15 protein-coding genes, 1 pseudogene and 1 other annotated feature are annotated in these 16,777 nt (G+C 31.6%); of the genes and pseudogenes, 1 reads left to right on the top strand and 15 read right to left on the bottom strand.

The window, feature by feature from the left end:
- Positions 1 to 34: 34 nt before the first annotated feature.
- The 15 genes and pseudogenes from BG05_RS18400 to BG05_RS18330 all read right to left on the bottom strand — a co-directional run bounded on the left by BG05_RS18400 (position 35) and on the right by BG05_RS18330 (position 15,766).
- Positions 35 to 1,339, bottom strand: a complete 1,305-nt coding sequence (locus BG05_RS18400) for an MFS transporter (protein WP_002168282.1) — start codon at positions 1,337 to 1,339, stop codon at positions 35 to 37.
- Positions 1,340 to 1,452: 113 nt separating this feature from the next.
- Positions 1,453 to 2,676 (bottom strand): methyltransferase domain-containing protein, encoded by a 1,224-nt coding sequence (locus BG05_RS18395; RefSeq protein ID WP_003189564.1) that lies wholly within the window; start codon positions 2,674 to 2,676, stop codon positions 1,453 to 1,455.
- Positions 2,677 to 2,840: 164 nt separating this feature from the next.
- Positions 2,841 to 3,647, bottom strand: coding sequence for a DegV family protein (locus tag BG05_RS18390; RefSeq protein ID WP_002127627.1), 807 nt, complete (start codon positions 3,645 to 3,647; stop codon positions 2,841 to 2,843).
- Positions 3,648 to 3,844: 197 nt separating this feature from the next.
- On the bottom strand, positions 3,845 to 4,351 hold the full coding sequence (locus tag BG05_RS18385; protein ID WP_003189561.1) for a DUF3189 family protein: 507 nt from the start codon (positions 4,349 to 4,351) through the stop codon (positions 3,845 to 3,847).
- Between the two features lie 79 nt (positions 4,352 to 4,430).
- A complete protein-coding gene (locus tag BG05_RS18380) occupies positions 4,431 to 4,898 on the bottom strand; it encodes a DUF1453 family protein (protein WP_003189557.1) in 468 nt (155 codons plus the stop codon).
- Between the two features lie 143 nt (positions 4,899 to 5,041).
- Positions 5,042 to 5,167, bottom strand: a pseudogene (locus tag BG05_RS18375) (GNAT family acetyltransferase); the annotation flags it as partial.
- 64 nt (positions 5,168 to 5,231) lie between these two features.
- Positions 5,232 to 6,257 carry a serine hydrolase domain-containing protein gene (locus BG05_RS18370; RefSeq protein WP_033734008.1) on the bottom strand — a complete coding sequence of 342 codons (1,026 nt, stop codon included), beginning with the start codon at positions 6,255 to 6,257 and terminating at the stop codon, positions 5,232 to 5,234.
- 111 nt (positions 6,258 to 6,368) lie between these two features.
- Positions 6,369 to 7,607 carry an MFS transporter gene (locus BG05_RS18365; RefSeq protein ID WP_033734007.1) on the bottom strand — a complete coding sequence of 413 codons (1,239 nt, stop codon included), beginning with the start codon at positions 7,605 to 7,607 and terminating at the stop codon, positions 6,369 to 6,371.
- A gap of 65 nt (positions 7,608 to 7,672) precedes the next feature.
- Positions 7,673 to 7,930, bottom strand: a binding site (T-box leader).
- Positions 7,931 to 8,121: 191 nt separating this feature from the next.
- The gene (locus BG05_RS18360) at positions 8,122 to 10,260 is read right to left on the bottom strand and encodes a penicillin-binding protein (RefSeq protein WP_003189548.1); all 2,139 of its coding nucleotides are present in this window, start codon (positions 10,258 to 10,260) and stop codon (positions 8,122 to 8,124) included.
- Between the two features lie 237 nt (positions 10,261 to 10,497).
- Positions 10,498 to 11,097: an undecaprenyl-diphosphatase gene (locus BG05_RS18355; protein WP_002127632.1), complete on the bottom strand. Its 600-nt coding sequence runs from the start codon at positions 11,095 to 11,097 to the stop codon at positions 10,498 to 10,500.
- Positions 11,098 to 11,370: 273 nt separating this feature from the next.
- A complete protein-coding gene (locus BG05_RS18350) occupies positions 11,371 to 12,360 on the bottom strand; it encodes a zinc-binding dehydrogenase (RefSeq protein WP_002127633.1) in 990 nt (329 codons plus the stop codon).
- A gap of 144 nt (positions 12,361 to 12,504) precedes the next feature.
- A complete protein-coding gene (locus tag BG05_RS18345) occupies positions 12,505 to 13,923 on the bottom strand; it encodes a HAMP domain-containing histidine kinase (RefSeq protein ID WP_033734005.1) in 1,419 nt (472 codons plus the stop codon).
- Positions 13,920 to 14,594 (bottom strand): response regulator transcription factor, encoded by a 675-nt coding sequence (locus BG05_RS18340; protein ID WP_002032425.1) that lies wholly within the window; start codon positions 14,592 to 14,594, stop codon positions 13,920 to 13,922. Before BG05_RS18340 ends, BG05_RS18345 begins: the two co-directional genes overlap by 4 nt.
- A 12-nt stretch (positions 14,595 to 14,606) precedes the next feature.
- Positions 14,607 to 15,137 carry a hypothetical protein gene (locus BG05_RS18335; protein WP_003189542.1) on the bottom strand — a complete coding sequence of 177 codons (531 nt, stop codon included), beginning with the start codon at positions 15,135 to 15,137 and terminating at the stop codon, positions 14,607 to 14,609.
- A 119-nt stretch (positions 15,138 to 15,256) separates the two neighbouring features.
- A complete protein-coding gene (locus BG05_RS18330; RefSeq protein ID WP_003189540.1) occupies positions 15,257 to 15,766 on the bottom strand; it encodes a GrpB family protein in 510 nt (169 codons plus the stop codon).
- A gap of 126 nt (positions 15,767 to 15,892) precedes the next feature.
- Between BG05_RS18330 and BG05_RS18325 the strand changes: the two genes are divergently transcribed.
- Entirely contained in the window at positions 15,893 to 16,774 is an 882-nt protein-coding gene (locus BG05_RS18325; RefSeq protein WP_003189538.1) for a protein kinase family protein, read from the top strand.
- The last annotated feature ends 3 nt before the right edge of the window (positions 16,775 to 16,777 follow it).

Here is a 16,777-nt window from a genome sequence, read left to right as displayed (position 1 = left end):
GTTCCTGTGCTTTTTAAACATTTAACAATATCACTTAGCTACGCAAAACACTATAATCTTTTGAATGAATTTCTAAATTCAACTTATTTGAGTAAGCTTTATTTAAAATAAGAAATACTATCCCTCCTGCAATTGGAAGCATGTAGGCTGGAATATAATTTAATAATAGACCCGATAATGCTAGTGCTATTGGCTGCATCATTTTACCTATACTTAATCCAATACTGAGCACTCTTCCCCTATATTCATCGGGAATCTCTTTTTGCATGAAATAAGTTAAAGGAATATCAATTAGTGCTATCATTAGCCCTAAAAAGAACATAATAATGCAATACGTAGTAACGTATACAAAATTATCTACTTCAATACTTTTGAATGAAATTGGAATCCCTGAAATTATCATAAAAATTGCCAACATAAAACTTGATTTTTTTAAAAGATAGGAATAAGAAAAACGATCAGTTATCTTTTTTACTAATATTGCACCAACTATCATTCCTACTGGAAAAGTCCCATGAATCATGCCAAATTGCTTCGAACTAAGATTGAGAACTGTGTTTATTATGTATGGTAATGGGACGATTACAGCAAAACCTAGGAAGAAATTAAGTACAGTTAAAATACGAAACGTATTTTTTAAGCTTTCCCTTTCAATTAAGTAAGAAAACCCCTCTTTTATATCTTTAATAAAATTAATTTCTCTTTTTGAACATCCATCTTTTATGTTGTACTCGAACAATTTAAAGTGAATAAACAATATGGATATGCCCGAAAGAATAAATGAAATACCATTTATAATTATAAAAGTTTTTATATCTAATACAGCAAAAATGATGCCACCTAACATAGGACCGAGAATCAAAGATACAGAATCGATAATTTTACTTATAGAGTTAATACTCATTAGCTTCTCTTTAGAGACGATATTTGGTTTTGCGGCTTCTAATCCTATTCCGAAGAATGTTGTAAATACCGACATAAGAAAGGTAGTAGCATAAATGATGAATAAGTTTAATCCATAATTGCTGCTTACTATATAAACAGCAATTAATAAGCATCCATTTAGTAGATCCATACAAATAACCAGCTTCTTTTTATCAACCTTATCTGCGATTACGCCGGCAAATGGATTCATAACAATCATTGGAATCGTTCCTAAAATGAGTGTAATTGCGAAATTTAATGCTGATCCGGTTATTTGTAAAACATATAATCCTAATGCAAAACTATAAATAGAGCTACCAAATATTGATACTGTTTTCCCAATTACATAGAGACAAATATTTCTTAGTTCTTGATTGCTTTTTTCATTTTGTAAATGTATTCGTAAACTCTCCATAACTTTTCCCTCCCACTTAACTTTGTATTACGTATAGTGTAAGTTCTCGGGTCAACCCAATATCAATATGCTAGTATTAAAAACTTTTAAAAGAAAAATTAAAAAAGATGGGGTTAACCCCATCTTTTTCCGAAAAATGAATATGTATAAATTTCTTCTCCTTGAACAAAGAAATCCTCGTATTTTCCTCCTCGTTCTATATATTCTGAAGTTCTTTCATCTATGGAATTAAACTGTAGCTTTTGGATTTCTCTCTTCACTTTTGAAGACGTAAAATTATCTCGAAATCTAGTTGTAATTTGGCTATTTATGCTGAAATTTTTAAATAAAATAAATGAACTTAATAAATAACAATCAGGTTTTAAAAGGGAATTTAATTCATGTAATAAAAAATTTTCATGCTCAAAACTGTAATTACTTGTACCAGACTGATCAATTACAATATCAACAGAATGATTCTGAATAGGTATACTTAAAAAATCAGCGCAAATAAAAAGAATGTTTCTTTTGGAATTTCTTCTTTCAATTACATCTTTTAAAAATAGAAGTTTATTCAAATCTCGATCAACAGCAATATATAAGCAATCCTCTGGCAGCTCTTCATAAATATTTCGTAAAAAGAATCCAAGACCTGATCCTATATCAAGTATTACCTTGTCATTTAAATCTAGTTGTTTTAGTTTCTTTTTCGCCCATTCTCCTACTCTATGTATATTCTCCAAATAAGAAGAATCAGTTTCATGGATATAATTTGAAATAGGATCTTCAAAAGAAGCCCTGTCAGACGTTTCAAACGATTTACCTGCTGTTAAAATCCCTGAATTAATAACATACTCTTCGCCGCAATTACAAGTTAATTTCCCCTCCGTAATTTGATTGCTATTAATAATTCCATCTTGAAGAATTAAATTCCCGCTACACTTAAAACATGTAAGAAAATTAAGTACCCTTAAATCTATCCCTAAAATTGAATTAGAAATCTGAGTTGTTATAGATAAATCATTTAACGCTGCCTTTAATTTATCTCTTCTTTCCTTTAAATTTTTTATTTCATGTTCTACCTTTTCATATTTCAATTTAAATAAAGATTGGTAAAAAGTATCTTTTTCATAATTTATAGATTTTGCTAAACTTTTATAAAGAAAAAGTTCTTTAATTTCATTCAAACTAAATCCTAGCCATTTGTACTCTAATATAAGCTCTACATCTTTTTGACAATACTCATCAAATAAATAATGGCCACCCTTCTTTTCGGGGATAATTAGCCCGAGATCCATATAATGTCTAATCGCATCTATACTTAAATTATTTTTTTCTCCAAATTTACCGATTTTCATAATATCACTACCATTTTAGTATTTGTTTATAAATACTTCTTTTCTAATAGTAGGAAATCCTTTTATCTATACATAATTATCTAGTATGGGGTAGATTCAATGGATACTTCATATTTGTTGTAGAAAAAAATAAAAAACCCGCGAATTATTCACGGGTTTTTCTCTTAATAACTAATTGCTATTGTACCTTCACCTGCATGTACAGCAAATGAAATTGGCAATGGATAAAGCTTGAAATCCATTTCAGGGAATGCTTGTTTAATATCTGAAATCCATTCTTCAGCTCCATCTTTATCGTTAGCATAGAACATATGAAGTACTTTTGGTAATTCTTTTTCAAGCTCATTTTTAATGTATTCTCTACATTTTTGGATTTTACGCACTTTCTTTTCAAGTAAAAGTTCTCCGCCTTTTACTTCTAAGATTAAGTTGACACTTAATAAACTTCCAAGTAAAAATTGAACTCCCTTTACTCGACCACTTGCATATAAACCTTTTAAGCTTTTTGGAAATACATAAAAAGGCCTTCTTTTTTCATCTACTAATGTTTTATGTATATCTTGTAAAGTCATACCATCATTGTATAACGTTTTAGCTTTTCTCAGAAGTTCATCCATTGGATAACTTGTCGTTTCACTATCTAATACAGTTAAAGGGAAACCTGCCATATCAGCAGCTAACTTCATATTTTGATAGGTCCCACTTACTTTTCCGCTAATAGCAACTGCAAAGCCTTCTTCATATTCTTCTTTGCATTTAGTAAATAATTCTACCATTTCCCCTATGTTAGGTTGCGAAGTAGTAACGGTTCTTCCATCATTTAACGCTTCATAAAGACGTTTATGAACTCCTTCTTCACAATCCTTATAAGACACTCCATCAATAATAACTTCAATTGGGATAACAAAGTTATCACCATCTGTTGTAAAACTCGCAGTTGTACTATCAGTAAACCAAGCAACACGCTTCATGTTGTTCCTCCCTTATTCTGTTCCTCTTTTCTGACTTTTCTATATATTTATCTTACGAAAAGAGAATATCCCCTGTAATAGTAACAGGACTTTATTATTTTGGCTATAGTAGATGTATAATAAATGTGAATGTTTTTTGTCTATTTATCAAAAAAAAAGAAAACCACAAAATTTTCCGGCCTTCTTTTAACATTACATTACTTAAATGTTTCGTTATCTAAAATAACAACATAATCATTCGTCATTTGCCCCGCTTCTTTCGTATAACTGACAAGCCGCTGGATGTTATCACAGCAAATTTTTGCTCCCCATACGAGTAACGGTACACCAATAAAATCAATATGAAATCTTCTAGAAAACAAACCGCCTAAAGTCATTGGCAATGGAACTGTTGGTGATGTATTAGAAAAAATAATCTTATCATTGTTTTGATAATGTTTTTGCAGAATCTCTCCTAAATGCTTCATGGCAGGTACAACGACCTTTGATGCCCCGCATCCAATTGTATATACTGGATTCCCATATTCATCTTGTCCATGAAAAATAATTTTCCCCATATCTTCTGTTTTCAGTTTATTAAAGTACTCTACATTTAAAATTTCTTCTTTCGTTAACTTCCGATCCGTTGGTAATTTATTCAAATGATAAGCTGCAGCTAGCGAGGTTGTATGCGTTCCACCGAAATCTGTGTAAATGAATATCATATTATCATCCCTTGTTGTAAAAGTTCAATATTATTTAGTATTACCGTTCACAACGTTGTTAAACAAGGGACGAATGTATTTACGCTTTTTGTGTTAATTCATTATATTTTTTCCAAATATAATAGCGTCTACTAATTACGGTACCTAATGTGATACATAAAAAGGCATTTGTTACAACCATTAATGTGTGGTGAGTACTGCCAGGAAACATACTTTGCTTAATCAAAACCTTTGCACCTAAAATAACAAGGAGAATAATTGTACTTAACCAATTTCCTTTTCGTAATACATGACCTGTTTCACTATCTAATCGAAATGTTAAAGCTTTTCCCCTAATAACTCCTAGACCCAATCCCATTCCGAGCATTGCAACGAATAGTAGTACGTGCAATATCTTTAATTGTCCCATATGAATAATGGACTGGATTGTTACAAAGCACAGCAAAGCCGGAATGAGCCAAATACGATTAATATTCACTTTGTATTCCTTACCTTGAATTAATACAATTATAAGAATAACAAGTAGAATAACAAATAGAATATCCATTTAGAGTCCTCCTATATACTTGTTTACCTTTGAAAATTATATTCGTCTCTGTTTGAAATACGATAGCTACTTTAATTTGTATAATATGGAATGTGATTTCCCATCAGCCTTAAGCATTATTTATAAAAGTAAAAAGACGTACTTTTTACTCGTACGTCTCCTACTACTTGTTCTTCATGTATAGCAACTAGTTCAATTGCGGGATTTTCATATTTTTCTTTCCCTCTAAGTACATTGTCATAATATGCTGTATCTAAAAAAGATAACACACGGCAACGTACCTAGCCTATTTCGTCTTCTTTTTTATATGCTCTAATTTTTATATCCATGTAATTAAAAAGCTCCTTCTATTTCCACCATTAGTTTTTCAGGTCCTGCCCCTTTATTTGATGGAATAACTAATGTAATTCCTAATTCCGGGTATACGGCCGAGCGAAAACTCACGCCTGGATCATATCCCATTACATGATATTTAAAAATATTTTCTTGTCTTTTCTCAATCCATATTCCATAGCCGTAAGACTGGCTATTATTCACCAAAATATGAGGAGTTAAAAGTAACTTCGTATATTCGCAGCTTAATATTTCGTTGTTAAATAGAGCTTCCCAAAATTTCACCATATCTGGTGCAGTAATGTAAGCACCGCCATCAGAACCTCCTTTTATGGGTATAGAGTATGCATTTGTTCTCCATTTTTGACTATTTACATCCTTTATATATCCGAGAGCAGTATGTTTTGGTAAATTATCTAAAGAGAAATAGCCTGAATCATTCATACCAACTGGAACAAATATGTTTCTTTCTATATATTCCGTAAATTCAAGTCCTGTCTGCTGTTCTATAATTAATCCAAGTATAATAAAACCTGCATTATTATAGTAAAACTTACTTCCTGGTGTAAACATCATATTACTGTTTTGGAATAATGGTAAAAAGTCTTTTAAACTTTTTAATAGATACATAGGAGTTTTTTTCCAAAGGTCTTCAAAGTTATCCATGATACTTTCATCAAAATAATCTGGAATACCCGAACTATGCGTTAAAAGTTGATGTACTGTAATATCTTCATTAAAGTTTGGGAATTTAATATGTAGACAATCTTTTAACTTTGTATGAAAAGTAATTACACCTCTTTCAACAAGTTGACAGATACTGATAGCAGTAAATAATTTGCATCCTGAGGCAATTCCAAATCTTGTTTGTAGTGTATTGTTTATACATTCACTTCGGTTAGCATATCCAAATGAATTTTCATAAATAATATCATCATCTTTTTTTATTAAGACTACCCCAGAAAAATCTATATTCCGATGTATTTCTTTTACAATTTTCTCTATTTGATCTTTTGTTTTTATCATAATAACCACCCTTATTTATTGGTATTGTTCTTTCCTCTTATTATTTTTCCATATATAGGGGAAAGAAACCTCCTATTCAACCCCCTAATTTTCAAATAAAAACCAAGGGAACTATTTTGAATTTATTGATTCAGCGGAATATACCTTAGACCGCGATGGTAATAAAGTAAACACGCACAATATGATAGTAATAAGTAGCATTACCAATACTCCTACAATGACTACAAGTTGTATAGAAGTGAATTGAGTTGCAACGCCGAACAGAATCGTTATAAAAATTGTAAAAACAGCTATAACGAGCCCGTATATACTCCCGATTCGTCCCATCATATGAACCGGAACGTTATTTTGATAAAATGTGTAAAATCCCGTATTTGCATATGCCATAGAGAAAGATAAAACAAAGAATCCGATAGCAGCTATTAAAAACTCACTTGAAAAAGCATAAATCAAATATCCGATTGCAATGAATAATGATCCTATCCCAATTAGAAATGAAGGTGCTAATTTTTTTGATAAAATTGTATTTGTTATGGCTCCTAAAATAAAACCCGCTCCAGCGATACTAACTAGGAAGCCATACTCACTATCTGTTAACAATAAAACTTCTTTCGCAAATGATAATTCAAGTGAATCAATAGCGGTAGCTAATACCATCATCCCTTGAAATAAGAAGTAAACACAAACAATATACATAGATTTTTTACTAAAATTTAAAACTATGTTCCAATCTTTCTTTAATACAGTTAGTGATAATTTATCATTGGATGTATTAGAATCGTCTTTTTTATCAAGATTAGGTAAAAGTAATGTAATGAACCCTGATAGCAAAAATGCTATAGCATTCATATATATAGCAAACTCTGGTGTACCAGTTATTAATAATATCCCCGCTACTGCTGGACCAATTAAAAATGCACCAGATCCTATTAAACTACGTAGTGAGTTGAAACGTTGTCTTTGCTCTACTGGAATTAATTTCGTCATATATGTCATAGCAGTTGGTTCATAAATCGCACTGGCCATGCTTATAAAAAATACTAAGAGATAGACAATCCAAAGGGATGGAACCAAGGGTAAAATAGCGATAAATACTGCTCGATATATATCGAGGTGAATCATTAATTTTCGTTTATTTAAACGATCTATCATACTTCCTGACCAAGCGTTTGTAAATAAAGTGGCTAATGGTTTTATCACATATAAAGTAGCGACAGCTAAGGCTGAGCCACCCATATTATAGACAAGTACATTCAGTGCGATTAAATAAATCCATGCACCTAAATTCGCAATACCAACTCCGGACAATAGTAATAAAGGATATTTCCAATCTTCAAGTAATTTTTTCACTTTAGGCACCCGCTTTCTAAATTGTTTTAAAACAATAAAAAAATCTCACCCCCAAGACTTTTAGTCTTAGGGACGAGATTTATCATCGCGGTGCCACCCTAGTTTGTTAATATGTCACCATATTAACCTTATCAGGTACTGCACTATTTTCATGCTTATACCTTATCTCTATAACGGGAGCTCCCGTCACACCATCCACTTTTAAAAGGTTCCGATGTGCTGCTCAGAGGCTTGGTTCAATAAAGAATTTTTGCTCCTTTTCAGCTAAATAGAGCTCTCTGTGAAAAATTCATTTTATTTACTCTTCTCTTCACTGCATTTGGTTTTTTCCATATTATCACATAGGTTTTATATTGTAAATAATTAAAAAGAATAATCAGTTTTTTTAAAAGTGAGCATCCTTTATAATTTTGTAACTTGATTTTTTATTTATTAAAAAATACGGTGCGTGAAATTGCTTGTAACTCTAAAAAAAAAGAGCCTATTATACTATAGACTCTTACAAAATTCGATATTAATTTGTACTCGCTTCTGCTAATGGTTCTAGAGGCGGTTCCAAATCTAGTTTTAAAGTATCACCTTCTTGTATATATTCTCCCTTTTCAATGCTTTGACTCGTTACATACCCTGTACCTGTTGTTTTTAAATCTAATTTCAACAACTTAGAGAAATACATAACATCACGCATTGACCAACCTTTTAGGTTAGGCATTTTCACATTACTTCCTACTAGAAATATGCAATCTCCTTCACTCATTACCTCGCCAGTCTGTGGATATTGTTTTATTATCTTTCCTTCTCCTAATAATACCGGCTGAAGTTTCTCTTTTTCTGCAATATTTTTTACAGTATCCATTGTTTGATTTACATAATTTTGTACTTTTATTTCAGATTGCTTTGTTGCATCTGCCATTTTCTTTTCTGTATATGGTTTCACTTTTAAATATTCTAGACTATTTTTCATAACTGGTTTAAAAATTTCAGCAAGAGGCTGAGCACCGTATTCATTCCCCTTTAATTTAGGTTGCTTAATGGCTAAATATACGACTAATTGCGGATCATCAATTGGAGCCATTCCTAAGAATGAAAAAATATAATTATCTTTCCCTTCCATATATCGTCCATTTTCAGGATTCGGAATTTGCGCTGTCCCTGTTTTACCACCAATCGGATAACCATCAATTTTATACATCGTTCCCGTTCCTTTAGATGATGTTATAACACGCTCCATTAAGTTCCTTACCTTATCTGCGGTTTCTTTTTTAATCGGATTCCCTATTTCTTTAGGTTGATTTTCCATAATAACTTGTTTATTTGTTGGATTTACAACCTTATCAACAATATAAGGTTGCATCATTTTCCCGTCATTTGCTATAGCTGTGGCCGCTTGTACTATTTGAATAGGAGTTACAGTTGAGCCTTGGCCGAAAGATGTAGTAACTTGTTGAATTTGAGTATTTAACAATAATGTATTTTTACTTTCTCCAGGCAAATCTATCCCTGTTTTTTGATTGAAACCAAATAAATTCATATATTGCTTGAATTTATTTGGTTTCAGTAACTGATCTTCTAAAATAGAAAAAGCAACGTTCGATGACCGTTCAAACCCTTCATCAAATGTAATTGAACCCCATCCATAGCCGCCATTATGATCTTTAATCTCTGCTGAACCAACTGCATATTTTCCTGATTGGAAATATTCTTTCCCGTTATATACACCTTCATCAATTGCAGCAGCTAATGTAAAAACTTTCATTGTAGACCCTGGTTCGAATGCATTCGCAATTGGATCGTTTAAAAAATATTCAATGTCTCCTTTGTTAGGATTATAACTAGGCTTACTAGACATTGCTAAAATCTTACCTGTTTTTGGATCCGCAATAATACCTACTAACATAGAAGGATCATAGTGTTGCGCCGCTTTATTCATCGCGTCTTCTAAAAAACTATTAATTTGTTTATCAAGCGTAAGATATACGTTATTTCCATTTTTAGCAGGTTCTACTTTTCCTATATCATTTGTAAGTGGGATTCCTTTTCTTGAACCTACATATGAAACATTACCATTTGTAGAGCGCAAATATTTATCCAAACTTTCTTCAAGCCCAAACTTCCCCACCGCATTACCTTTATCGTCTGGTCTTGCAAAACCAAGTATATACGAGGCGAAATCTTCATTTGGGTATACTCTGGCTTTTTCTGTTGTGAAAGATACACCTGGTATTTTCAAATTATTAATCTCTTCCTTCGCTTCTCTAGATAAGTTACGTCCAATTTTACCAATTTCAACTTGCGTACGTCCTTCGTGAAAATTTTTCATGATCTCCTCTTTATCAACTTCAAGCGCATCTGCTAAACGTTGTGCGGTATCTTCTTTATCTTTTAATTTATCTTTTCCTTTTAGGTTTACAACGATGCGATATGTCGTTGAGTCTTGGACTAATACTTTACCGTTTTGATCATAAATTGTCCCGCGATTTGCCTCTAAAACTCCATTTTTGTTTTGTTGTTCCTTCGCAAGATCCTTTACATTAACATTATGCACGACTCCTACCGCTTGAATATAAAACATACGTAAAAGCATAGTAAGAAACAAAACAATAAAAGCAATCATCATATATCGAGCGCCTTTATTCGTTTGAAGTTTATGCATACTAATCTCCTTTCCTTTACAATGCATTAATGCGAAGATGCGCTACTAAATATGTTCTTTAATATAGTAGATACTATATTTTTCGAAGTTTTTTTACTAATTCCTCTATAACAATAAGAAAACCAGTTCTGTTGCTACTTGTTTTTTATTAATTCTATGTTTTTTAACATAAAATACGGTAAGTGAAATTTAAGAATTTTCAAATAAAAAGAACCTACTTTTTGTAGGTTCTTTTTATTAAGCTATATGGTTATATTTCGCTAAAAAAGGAACTCGTTTTGCTACTAGTGCATACATTTTGAAAATAAAACGAACTAACGGTTCAAATATACGTGCACTTTGCATTACTAATCCACTTGTAATAAATGTTAAGAACGCAGCACCAAGTATATCTAGAGGATAATGAACGCCTACGTACATGCGTGATACACCGACTAATATTGCCCATATTAACGCGATATATTTAAGTTTTTCTCCTCTAAGAATAAATACGAAAGCAATCGAAAATACGAGTACAGAATGATCACTTACAAATGATGAATCTGCTGCATGCGGTACTAATTGATTGACATGATGTGTTATAAAAGGACGCGGATGGTAATATACCGCATGTATAAGAACATTTACTAATAATGCAATACTAACTGAAAGTGTCGTATATAACACTGTATATTGTTTTCTAATTGCATTCTCTTTCTTTCCATTATTGAACCATAGGATAAGCATAAATAGAATAGCTACATATGCAGCACTATTTGTAATAGCGATCATTAGCGTATCTAATAGCTTGGATGATCCAGCAAAGTTATTAATCCATTGAAATACTGTGTAATTCATATTACTCTCTCCTTATTTTTTCTCATTGTACTTTAAATAAAGATACAAGCGTTCTTGATTTACACAGTATACAACATCAATATGAAAATGGGTTTAAACTTTTCTCATCAAATTCTCATTTTGCTACTATTCATTTGACAATGGTGTAACTATTTACACGAGCTAAATATGTATAAAGGTTGTAAACCATTTTAAATAGTATGGTGAACACTCTATGCATGGATATAATACATAACATATTCATTTAAATATATTAGTTACGAAATCATATTCTTATTCCATACGAAGGGCAATATTACCGAATTGTTCTCCTTGCTTCATTCGATTTAAAGCTTGGATTGCTTCTTCTAATGGATATACTTTATCAATAATTGGTTTAATATTATGTTTCTCTATAAAATGAGCCATCTCATTAAATTCTTCACGGCTTCCCATTGATGTTCCCATAATATCAATTTGATTATAAAATAATGCTCGTAACGGTAATTCGATTTTATCTCCTGAACTTGCACCAAAGTTAACGATTCTTCCATTTGGTTTTAATATATCAAAATATTTTAAGAAAGTCGCCGGACCTATACTATCTATAATTAAATCCACTTTTTCTCCATGTAGGCACTCGTCCCAATTACCAGAACTATTAAAAGAAAAGTCTGCTCCATATTTTTCAGCAGCCTTTCTTTTGTCCTCTATCCTTGAAGTAACACTCACCTTTGCTCCAATTGCTTTAGCAAATAACATAGCATAAGTAGCTACACCACCGCCGATTCCCGGAATTAGGACATGTTCTTCAGGTTTTAATCTACCTTTTGTAAAAAGCGCTCTATATGCAGTTAATGCCGATAAAGATAAAACGCCAGATTCTTCCCACGTAAGATATGATGGCTTTTCCACTACATTTTCTGCTGGTACAATAACATATTCAGCAAATGTTCCATCTGCTGGTCCACCTAGTACTTCAGGTAACTCTGGTATTTCATGAGTATTATTCCATCCAATACTAGGGTTAATAATAACCTCGGTATGTAGTGAAATATTTGAAACTCCTTCTCCTAGTTCTATAACAATACCTGCACCATCTGACCCTAAAACTAATGGTAGTTCCATTTCTTTTCTATTATTCATTATAAATAAATCACGATGATTTAAACCTGCTGCTTTTAATTTCACTTTAACCTCTCCAATGTTAGGAGTTATCTCAGGTGATAATTTATATTCTAAACCTTCTAATCCTTTTTTATGTTGATGTACAATAGCTTTCATTAATTATTCCCCCTTAATCCTTTCAATGTACTTTAAATATCGAAATAAATAAAATAATTTGATTACTAAGCATCAAAAAGGAGGAAATACAAAATGTATTCCTCCTTTTAAATAGTATTTTCAAAAAGAATTTTTTACCTTTAACTATTCATGTGTAGTATCCGGAAATGTAATTGCAACAATTGTTCCTTCGTTTTCTTTACTCTCTAATTGAATAGCTCCGTTATATTTTTCTACAAGCCTTTTTGCAATTGATAAACCTAGCCCATTTCCACCTTGTTTTCGGCTTCTCGCTTTATCAATTCTATAAAAACGGTTAAGAACAAATGGTAAATCTGCTTCAGGTATTCCTGCCCCATGATCTATTATTCGGATTTTAATTTTTCCTGACCGTATACTTGATTCAATGCAAATATACTTATTAGCTTCTTTTGTATATTTCACTGCATTATCCATTACAATAATAATTATTTGTTCTAAGTAAGATGATGGTATTGAAACATACGCTTCATCTGCATCCAATTTCATATCAAATTGAAAGTCAGTTTGCAGTATTGCAAAGTTTTGTGTAATTTGTTTTAATACGCTATTAACATGGACTCGTTCAGCTGCTATTGGATATATCTGTTCTGATTCAGCCCTTGATAGCTCTAGCAATTCTGAAACTAATTTATTTAATCGATCTACTTCTTTTAAACTGGATTGAAGAGATTTATCCAATATAGCTGGATCATTTTTCCCCCATCGATTCAGCATTGATAAGTGCCCTTGAATAATTGTTAATGGTGTTCTTAATTCATGCGATGCGTCTTCTACAAACTGTTTTTGCTGTGTAAAAGAAGTTTCCACTTCATCCATCATTTCATTAAAAAGAATCGATAATTTTGCGAGTTCATCATTATTTTCTCGTACTGGAACTCTTTCATTTAGTCCGTTTTTCTTAATACGCTTCATCGTATCCGTTATGTTTTGAACACTTGATAAAAGCTTTTTCGTTATAAGTATTCCGCCTAAAAAACTAAACACTAATCCACATATCCCTGCAAAGACCATTACCACTAAGATAATTTTTAATAAATGATCAAATGTCTCTAAGTTTTTCGTAAGTTCAATAGTTCCCGTGAATTTTTTTGTTTGAATTGGTATGCGCTCAACTAATATTCGATCTTCTATATGTCTTTTTATTAAGGATTCATCTTGGGTAACCTGTTTTGGTTTTATCCAAGCTTCATTAAAACCTCGAGAAACAGTAACAATGGGCTTTCCATCATTTCCGATAATACGAATCATTTGATGTTTATCAATCATATTATTTAGAAATTCTTTACTATTTTCAAATGTTTTGCTCGAGAGCGTTTCGTTTTTATCTTGAAAATATGCCGCTATTTCTGTCAATTGTCTGTTTATTTGTTTCTGTTCATAATCTATAGTCCACTTATTAATTACAATGAATTGTAACGTGCTATACAAAATAAACAAAATGAATACTAGTGTAGTGGACCAAAGTGTTAATTTCCACTTTATAGGTAAATTTCGAATTCGGTACACAATGTTTTTTATCATTTCATTATATATCCAGCACCGCGGACTGTTTGGATATACTCCTCCTTATCCACACTATGTAACTTATTACGTAAATAACGAACATATACATCGACTATATTCGTCTCAACCATTGCATCATAACCCCATACTTGGTCCAGTAAAATATCACGGGTAAGAACTCGATTAATATTTTTCATAAACATAAGCAGTAGCTCGAATTCTTTATTTGTAAGTTCAATTTCTTCATTTCCTTTAGTTATAGTTCGAGATTCAATCTGAAGCTGTAGATCTTTAAACGAAAGAAATGATGCGTGCTTTTGCTCTGTATTTTCTTCTCTCCTAAAAATCACTCTCATACGTGCTAAAAGTTCTTCAATTGCAAACGGTTTTGGAAGATAATCATCTGCTCCACTATCTAACCCTGTCACACGGTCCATAATACTATCACGAGCAGTCAACATAATAATAGGTGTACTTTTAGTTGCTCTTAGTCGACGACATACTTCCAGTCCGTTTAATCCTGGTAACATTAAATCAAGTAAAATGAGATCGTAATTCTTTTCAAGTGCTGCTTCTAATCCCTTTCTTCCATCAAGTTGTATATCTACTATATATCCTTCATACTTTAATTCTAATTCTAAAAAATCTGCTAAGCTTTCCTCATCCTCAATAATTAGTATATGTTGCAACGATACTTCCTCCTATACGATTAAATGAATAAGTAATCCTATTCCGAATATGACTGCAATAATTTGATGTGTTTTTCGATACATCTTCAATTTTGTTTTCTGATTAGATTTCTGTAAAACAAATCCCGCAACCCCTAATGTTATTAAGGTTAAAAGAGAAAATATACCACTGTATATTAGTATTATATGACGACTTCCTTTTATTAAAAAGTAAACACCGTGAGTAGTCGCAACAGCTATTACAGCGTATCCAATTAATACGTGAAAATGTTTTATAAAAAGATATAGCTCTTTAATTATTTTAAATCCGTGAATATGTTTCTTCTTTAAAAATAACCATATATGACGTAAGAACCATAATGATGCAGCTATAATTACCCCGTATTCACCTAAAGAACCTAATTTCTTATTTAGCCATTGTACATTTAATACATTCCCGTACAAAACATTAATAAATAGCAATTCTACACTACAAACAATAATAGTAATACCAATTATTTTAACATATATATGGAAATATTTATTTCTAAGTATTTTCTCCATTTTATATAATCTCCTTTTGACTCAAAAGCTCTATAATCAGCAGTGTATCAAGTGAAAAAGAAAGGAACATGAAAGAAAGATTAAAATAAAATGAAAATTTGTAAACCACTTATAGTAAGTTAATTTTCTTTTTTAGCCATTTCTAATATATTTTGAATAAACGGTGCTTTTGCATTTGTATATGAAACACGATCAAAAGGATAGGTAGCAGCAAGCATCTCTTTTAATTTTCTATATTCTTCACGTGCCCACTCATGATTTATTAGAAAGTCTCGAAATAAAAGGTTGTTCCTCCATTCTTCGCTATTATAAATATAAACATGTAAATGGTGGGTACCAGCTCTCCATTTACCTTTTCTAAAAAAACGCCAATTAGGTGTTTTTTTAGGAACATATTCATAGCCAATTTCTTCTAGGGCTTCCCTCCAATTTTCGGTAATTTGTAAATTTGTAACGCCGATCATCATATCAATAAGAGGTTTAGCCCCTAACCCTTCTACGGCTGTGCTTCCGATATGTTCAATAGCAATAATTTCTTCATGGAGTAACGGCACAATTTTATTTTTTTCATTTAAAAACTCTGTATGCCAATATTGTTGGTACGGTTTAATTATGATTTTTCCATCCATTTGCTTTCCTCCTTATAACTGTATATTATTATATTTATAAAATTTAAGTTTATAAATATAGGGATTTCACAAAATATGTCGAATACTGTAATGGACAACTTAATTATATTAAATTTGAGGTGAATTATGAAAGATATTCCAGTTAAAATTCAGTTAGATACTATAACATTCCAACTAAAAAAACATCATAATTTTGATTGGCTTACAAAACTAGGTACAGTATTTGCGGTTTTTGACCAACAAGATTCCGGTAATATAAGTTTTGGTGTTGAAAAGAATGGGAAAAAGAACTTTATAAAATATGCAGGGGCACAAACACTCGCATATAATGCTTCTACAAATGAAGCAATACAAAGATTAAAAAGCTCAGTTACTATATACAATGAATTAAAACACGTTTCTCTTATCAGTTTAATTGATCACTCCCCTGTACAACATGGATATGTTTTAATTTTCGATTGGTTTGACGGTGAATGTCTTCACCCGCACTGGAGTTTCCCACCCCCAGCAAAATACAATGATCCTAACTCACCATTTTATAAATATAAGAAATTATCCGTTAAAAATAGGCTAATTTCATTAAATTCTATTTTTAATTTCCATACTTACGTTGAACACAAAAACTATGTAGCTATTGATTTTTATGACGGTAGTATTTTGTACAACTTTAAAACTAATGAAACAAAAATTTGTGATATTGATTTATACAGTAACAAACCGTATGTAAATAAGATGGGACGAATGTGGGGATCATCTCGTTTTATGTCACCTGAAGAGTTTCAACTTAACTCTATAATAGACGGAAAAACAAATGTATTTAATATGGGGGCTATGGCTTTTGCACTACTAGGTGGCGGCCAAGATCGTTCCTTTATGAAATGGGAAGCTAGTGAAGGATTATATGAAGTAGCATACCGTGCTGTAAATGAAAATCGTAGTGAGCGCTATGCGTCAATGGAAGAGTTTAATAATGCATGGTTAAAAGCCTATAATACTGAAAATCTATAAAAA

The organism is Bacillus mycoides (assembly GCF_000832605.1).
In the GTDB taxonomy this organism is placed as follows: domain Bacteria; phylum Bacillota; class Bacilli; order Bacillales; family Bacillaceae_G; genus Bacillus_A; species Bacillus_A mycoides.
Note: the sequence above shows the minus strand (reverse complement) of the source record. Positions and strands in the feature narration are given on the sequence as shown.

Excerpts from the sequence above, each read along its gene's own strand:
- BG05_RS18400 (WP_002168282.1), bottom strand. The coding sequence starts at position 1,339 with ATGGAGAGTTTACGAATACATTTACAAAATGAAAAAAGCAATCAAGAA.
- BG05_RS18395 (WP_003189564.1), bottom strand. The coding sequence starts at position 2,676 with ATGAAAATCGGTAAATTTGGAGAAAAAAATAATTTAAGTATAGATGCG.
- BG05_RS18390 (WP_002127627.1), bottom strand. The coding sequence starts at position 3,647 with ATGAAGCGTGTTGCTTGGTTTACTGATAGTACAACTGCGAGTTTTACA.
- BG05_RS18385 (WP_003189561.1), bottom strand. The coding sequence starts at position 4,351 with ATGATATTCATTTACACAGATTTCGGTGGAACGCATACAACCTCGCTA.
- BG05_RS18380 (WP_003189557.1), bottom strand. The coding sequence starts at position 4,898 with ATGGATATTCTATTTGTTATTCTACTTGTTATTCTTATAATTGTATTA.
- BG05_RS18370 (WP_033734008.1), bottom strand. The coding sequence starts at position 6,257 with ATGATAAAAACAAAAGATCAAATAGAGAAAATTGTAAAAGAAATACAT.
- BG05_RS18360 (WP_003189548.1), bottom strand. The coding sequence starts at position 10,260 with ATGCATAAACTTCAAACGAATAAAGGCGCTCGATATATGATGATTGCT.
- BG05_RS18355 (WP_002127632.1), bottom strand. The coding sequence starts at position 11,097 with ATGAATTACACAGTATTTCAATGGATTAATAACTTTGCTGGATCATCC.
- BG05_RS18350 (WP_002127633.1), bottom strand. The coding sequence starts at position 12,360 with ATGAAAGCTATTGTACATCAACATAAAAAAGGATTAGAAGGTTTAGAA.
- BG05_RS18345 (WP_033734005.1), bottom strand. The coding sequence starts at position 13,923 with ATGATAAAAAACATTGTGTACCGAATTCGAAATTTACCTATAAAGTGG.
- BG05_RS18335 (WP_003189542.1), bottom strand. The coding sequence starts at position 15,137 with ATGGAGAAAATACTTAGAAATAAATATTTCCATATATATGTTAAAATA.
- BG05_RS18330 (WP_003189540.1), bottom strand. The coding sequence starts at position 15,766 with ATGGATGGAAAAATCATAATTAAACCGTACCAACAATATTGGCATACA.
- BG05_RS18325 (WP_003189538.1), top strand. The coding sequence starts at position 15,893 with ATGAAAGATATTCCAGTTAAAATTCAGTTAGATACTATAACATTCCAA.